Annotated in this window: 7 protein-coding genes; 3 read left to right on the top strand and 4 right to left on the bottom strand. The window is 63.4% G+C overall.

Annotation, left to right across the window (positions count from 1 at the left end; genetic code table 11):
- The 4 genes from H3V53_RS42220 to H3V53_RS42205 form a co-directional block, all read right to left on the bottom strand.
- Positions 1 to 354, bottom strand: a 354-nt coding sequence (locus tag H3V53_RS42220; RefSeq protein ID WP_336602901.1) for a GntR family transcriptional regulator, incomplete at its 3' end; no start/stop codon positions are given.
- Positions 355 to 535: 181 nt separating this feature from the next.
- Entirely contained in the window at positions 536 to 826 is a 291-nt protein-coding gene (locus H3V53_RS42215) for a hypothetical protein (protein WP_336602900.1), read from the bottom strand.
- Positions 827 to 863: 37 nt separating this feature from the next.
- Entirely contained in the window at positions 864 to 1,619 is a 756-nt protein-coding gene (locus H3V53_RS42210) for a hypothetical protein (protein WP_336602899.1), read from the bottom strand.
- A 97-nt stretch (positions 1,620 to 1,716) separates the two neighbouring features.
- Positions 1,717 to 2,070 (bottom strand): DUF1428 domain-containing protein, encoded by a 354-nt coding sequence (locus H3V53_RS42205; protein WP_336602898.1) that lies wholly within the window; start codon positions 2,068 to 2,070, stop codon positions 1,717 to 1,719.
- Positions 2,071 to 2,284: 214 nt separating this feature from the next.
- Between H3V53_RS42205 and H3V53_RS42200 the strand changes: the two genes are divergently transcribed.
- The 3 genes from H3V53_RS42200 to H3V53_RS42185 all read left to right on the top strand — a co-directional run bounded on the left by H3V53_RS42200 (position 2,285) and on the right by H3V53_RS42185 (position 4,994).
- Positions 2,285 to 2,671, top strand: coding sequence for a DUF2946 domain-containing protein (locus H3V53_RS42200; RefSeq protein ID WP_336602897.1), 387 nt, complete (start codon positions 2,285 to 2,287; stop codon positions 2,669 to 2,671).
- 270 nt (positions 2,672 to 2,941) lie between these two features.
- Entirely contained in the window at positions 2,942 to 3,307 is a 366-nt protein-coding gene (locus H3V53_RS42190; RefSeq protein WP_336602896.1) for a copper resistance CopC family protein, read from the top strand.
- Between the two features lie 223 nt (positions 3,308 to 3,530).
- Positions 3,531 to 4,994 (top strand): mechanosensitive ion channel family protein, encoded by a 1,464-nt coding sequence (locus H3V53_RS42185; protein ID WP_336602895.1) that lies wholly within the window; start codon positions 3,531 to 3,533, stop codon positions 4,992 to 4,994.
- The last annotated feature ends 149 nt before the right edge of the window (positions 4,995 to 5,143 follow it).

Below are 5,143 nucleotides of genomic sequence, written 5' to 3'. Positions count from 1 at the left end.
GGCAAGCCGCGCGGCCATGCTTTCGAGCGCGGCCCACATCTGCACCATCTCGACGATCTCGCGCTTGCTCTTGCGCACGATGTAGATGCCGCGGCGCGGTATTGTGCGCACGAAGCCTTCCTGCTCGAGCAGCGTCATCGCCTCGCGCACGGGCGTGCGGCTCACGCCCAGCGATTCGCTCAACGCACGGTCGTCGAGTCGAATCTCTTCGCGCGACGCGTAAATGTCGGCGTCCGCGATGGCCTGACGCAGCATCGCGTACGCGCGGTCGCGCAAGCTCGCGCTCGTGCCGATAGGTTGCAATGACAGGGTGAACGGCGTGGCCGCTGGCTGACTGTCAAGTTCTGACGACATGCATCGCCTCTGATCCGGTCGGTGTGGAGCACACACCGTGGGTGGTTCAAGCGGCGTACTGCGCCGCGCCTTTTGTCCGCGTGAGATCTGTCAATGCATTGCTCGACACGCGGGTCATGATTGTATTTAGTATATCAGCGTGTGAGGTATTGTCGACGGGAGGCGCGCTGCAAAAGGCAACTCAGGGATTGGGAACCGTCGTCGCGGCCGCCGCCGTCAAGGCTTCGGGCACCGCCGACGCTTCGTGCGGGGCTTCATGCGCGATCGTGCCGCATTGCAACTGGCCGTTGTCGCTGGATTCGAGTTCGGCGGCGTTGAGATTGGCGCAAGCCGCATCGACGATCGTGCCGACGTCGTGCCGGTTGCGCTCGCGCGCGGCATGCTTCATTTCACGCTGCAGCCAGCCGCTGAAACTGAAAATGGCGAATACGGCGACGGCTAACAGTACAGACTCGGTCTTGTTCAAACGCATCGTGGTTGTAGCTTTGCTTAAGGAACGGCCACTCACGTTATCGGCAATCGGGCGCAAAGCTTGAGTGCGAGTTCTCGTCGTAAAAGCCGTCGAACAGTGCGACGGGCGCATCGACGGCAAGCGGCGTGAAGGGAAAACATCGGGCGAGATCGCGCATGTCGCTCACGCGCGCGAGCCGCTCCAGGAACTGCTGCCTGATGCCCGGCCGCACGTCGCCATGCCGGTCGAGAAACTGCCCCCAAAGCGGCATGTTTCGAAAGCGCGACGACGATTCACGCGCCGTTTCCAGGTATCCCATGGGAAATAGCCGCCGATAAGCAGGCAAATGGTAAAGCCACGACGTGCCCAACACGCGCTGTATCGACGGATGCGTTTGCCGCGCATGCGCGAATAACGCTCGCAATTCCGCTCGTCTTGCGCCGAAGCATGCCCCACTCAACGGCGAACATTCGCACGATTGCGCATTGGCGAAATGCAGCCGCATGCAATCGTCGCCTGCATCCGCGTATGAAAAGCAGCCGAACGTCGCCACCAGAGAAGGCGGCGGCACAGACGGGCGCGCGAGAAAAAGGCGCCACGTCCAGTCGACCGGGTCCGTTGCGATTGCCAGGCCATCGAGATACATCCGCCACACGGAATGCGTAGCGTCGTATTCGCGGCCCAAGCCGAAACGAATATAGAAATTCGTGTAATGCAATAGCACCCGATCCAGCGGCATGCCCGAAATGGCGGTCACATGTTCGGCGAACCGCCATTGCAGTTCGAAAAAAGCGCGGCTATATGGAACACGCATCGCCCTTTGTGCAAATCGCGTTGAGGAGTAGTCACCAATGATCCTTTAGCTTGCCGACGGCTTCAATACCGCGATAAAAGCGCGCGCATGTGCCCCGTCACATATCGACGATCACCTCGAAGCCGCCGTAGATCAGCCGCTTGCCGTCGAACGGCATGGGCATCACGTCGGGCTGAAGGCGCGGATCGGCCATCACCTTCTTCATGCCTTCGTCGCGCACCGCACGCGAAGGCCACACGACCCATGAAAACACCACGACCTCGCCGGGTTCGCGCTTGACGGCCATCGGAAACGAAGTGAGCTTGCCTTCCGGCACGTCGTCGCCCCAGCATTCGACGACGTTCAACGCGCCGTATTCCTTGAACACGCCCGCCGCCGTCGTTGCGTGCTTGCGGTAGATTTCGCGGCTCTCTTCCTTGACCGCGACGACGAATCCATCCACGTACTTCATTGCGCTCTCCTTTTGGTCAGCGTTCCATCGCCTTTCATCGACGCCGGGCATAAAACGACTGCTCGCCCGGTTCTACACATACGACGAACGACGCGGCGACGAATCGACAGCCTGACGAAAAGTTTTCTAGTGCACGCGCTCGCGCCGCATCCGCTGCGGCTCGGCAATGGCCGTGGCATAATCCGCGCAGCATCGCGCACCCATTTTTTCCTCCATGTCGAGCCGGTTCCATCGGAAGATTGGCTGCATCCTCGGGCTGCTCGCGATCCTGATGGCGACGCTCGCGCCCACTGTCTCGCAGGCCATAGCCGCAAGCCGCGGCGCAGACGATCCCGCCTCCGCGCTCTGCTCCGCGCACACAGCCGCTGCCGCCGACACGCGCGAAGACGACCCCGCCGACGCCCATACCCTCGCCTCGCACTGGCATGCGTGCGGCTATTGCAGCCTTCATGCGCATGCGCCCGTGCTGCCCTCGACGCCCATCGCCTTTGCGCTGACTGTTGCCGCGATCACGCAGCGCGTTCAGGCGCGCTTCGAAAGCGTCGGGCTCGCTGCACCGTTCGAGGCCGCGCAGCCACGCGCGCCTCCCGTTCCTCTCTGAGCCGAAGCGTAAACGGGCAACGCCAGCACAGCGTTGCTGTTTTCGCGCGTGCCGCCTTGCGTGACGCAAGCGTACAACGCGCTCACGCTCAGGAAAGCCCGGCTTCATCTGGACCAATCGCTACGGACAATTCGGCGTCGAAGCGCAAATCCCCGTGAATCACGCGAGCGGCTCGCGCGTCGGGCTGCTCGCGCAGGCGCACTTCTTCTTCGACGACATCGCGCCGACCACCATCGGCAAGCCGCTCTTTCCATATTGAGGACACTCGCCATGAACCTCGACACGACAGGCATCGCCGCGGCGCTTGCGCTGGGCTTTGCGCTCAGTCCGCTCGCCGCGCTCGCTCATGTGTTTCCGCAGAAGCAGGAGCCCGGCCCGGGCGCGACGATCGAAGCGCCTGCCAAGGTGAGCATCACGTTCGACGGCCCGCTCGAACCCGCCTTCAGCAAGTTGACCGTGACGGACGCGTCGGGCAAGCAGGTGAATACCGCGAAATCGACGGTCGATGCGCAGCAGCCCGACGTCGCGTCCGTCGCGCTGCCCGCCCTGGCCGCGGGCAGATACACGGTGCATTGGGTGGCCGTGGCGCAGGACGGCCATCGCACGCACGGCGACTACTCGTTCAACGCGAAGTGATGTGACGAACCGCACGCGCCGCAGGCTGCCGCGAGCAGCGTTGTGCATCGTCCGAGGCAAAACGGGCGGGGACCGCTCTGCTGCGACGCAGGAAAAAATATCGTAAAAGATGGCCTCGACGAGCAAGGGACAGGGACATCAGCCGTGTTGCGAAAGGCCGTGATACTGTCGCAGCAGTCGCCCTGCACGCTTGCCTCGCTGTTCAACCCGCTACGGAGTGTGCGTGAACAATCCGCTGATTATCGGCTTTGCGCTCGTCGCGTTCGACGTCGTGCTCTGGCGCTGCGCCGTTCCTCAAAACGAAGTCGCGCGGCTGCTGGTGCGCCTGTGCATTTACGCGGGCTTCAGTGCGCTGCTGTTCAGCACAGGACTGAGTCCGTTCTCGCAGGCGCCGTATCCCGATTCGATGCCGCAGCACGTCCTCGGCCAGATACTCGAAGTGATCTGGTGGCTGATGGGCGCGCGCCTCCTGAGCCTCGCGCTCGACACGCTGCTGCTGCCCAAAAGGTGGCGCCGGCAGCGGCTCTTTCAGGACGTATTCGGCGCGCTGGTGTTTCTCGCCGCCGTGGTCGCCGCACTTGGCTTTGTGCTCGAGTTGCCCGTGCGCGGACTCGTCGCGACGTCGGGCGCGCTCGCCATCGTGCTCGGCCTCGCGATCCAGAGCACGCTCAGCGACGTGTTCGCCGGCATCGTCATCAACACGACCGAGCCGTATCACATCGGCGACTGGGTGTCGATCGACGGCGTCGAGGGCAAGGTGGTGGAGATGAACTGGCGCGCAACGCATCTGCTGACGTCGCAGGGCAATATCATGATCGTTCCGAACGCGGTCGCCGCGAAGGCGAAGATCACCAACAACAACCGCCCTCCGACGCTGCACGGCGTGACCGTGACGCTCGAGATCACGCCGGAGGCGCGCCCGAGCGTCGTGCTGGCGGCGCTCGAACGCGCGCTCGCGGGCGTGCGCGCGGTGATCGCGGAGCCCGCGCCATATGCAATCGTGAAGCGGACCACGGTCATGTCGGTCCAGTACGAAGCGACCGCGTACGTCGACGACATGGGCAAGAAGCTCGCCGTCACCAACGAACTGTACGACCTGTGCTACCGGCAGTTGCAGGCAGCGGGGATCGAACTGCGTCCGCCCGGCGCACCGTACGCGCCGTCCGCGCCGGTGCAACAGACCGACGCGCGTTTGAGCCTGCTGCGTCGCGTGGAAATTTTCAACGCGCTGACGACGGATGAATTGAAGCAGCTCGCGCCGCTGCTGACGCGCCGCGAGTACGACCGTAACGAGAAGGTGATGTCGCCCGAGGTGGTTCCCGACCATCTGACGATCGTCGATTCGGGCGTGCTTTCCGTGGTGGCGGAAGACGCGTCCGGCCCGGTCGAAGTGACGCGCCTGGGGCCGGGCGATGCGTTGGGCGAGATGGGCCTGCTTGCGGGAATGCCGGCGCGCGTGACGATTTCGGCGCTCACGCGCTCCACGGTTTATCAGTTGAAGAAAGACGATCTGACGCCGTTGCTCAAGGACAAGCCGGACGTCGCACGGCTGATGTGTCAGATGTTGTCGCGGCGGCAGGATACGCTCGACAAGCTCGGGACGCCGACGCCCGTCGCGAGTTCGGAGCAGTCTGTTTTTCAATGGCTGCTGGATGGCATGCGGAAGTTGCATGATTTGACGTTTTGATTTTTTTGTCGGCGATGCAGGGACTGTTTGGGCGTTCTGCCCTTTGCACTGGCATCCGCGTTGCGCCTTCGCGGCGCGGGCGTTGCCGGTGTGTGTTTGCCCTTTGCGTGCGCATCCGCGTTGCGCCTTCGCGGCGCGGGCGTTGCCGG

Source organism: Paraburkholderia bengalensis (genome assembly GCF_037126505.1).
Taxonomy (GTDB): Bacteria; Pseudomonadota; Gammaproteobacteria; order Burkholderiales; family Burkholderiaceae; genus Paraburkholderia; species Paraburkholderia bengalensis.
This window is presented reverse-complemented; position numbering and strand designations above follow the sequence as displayed.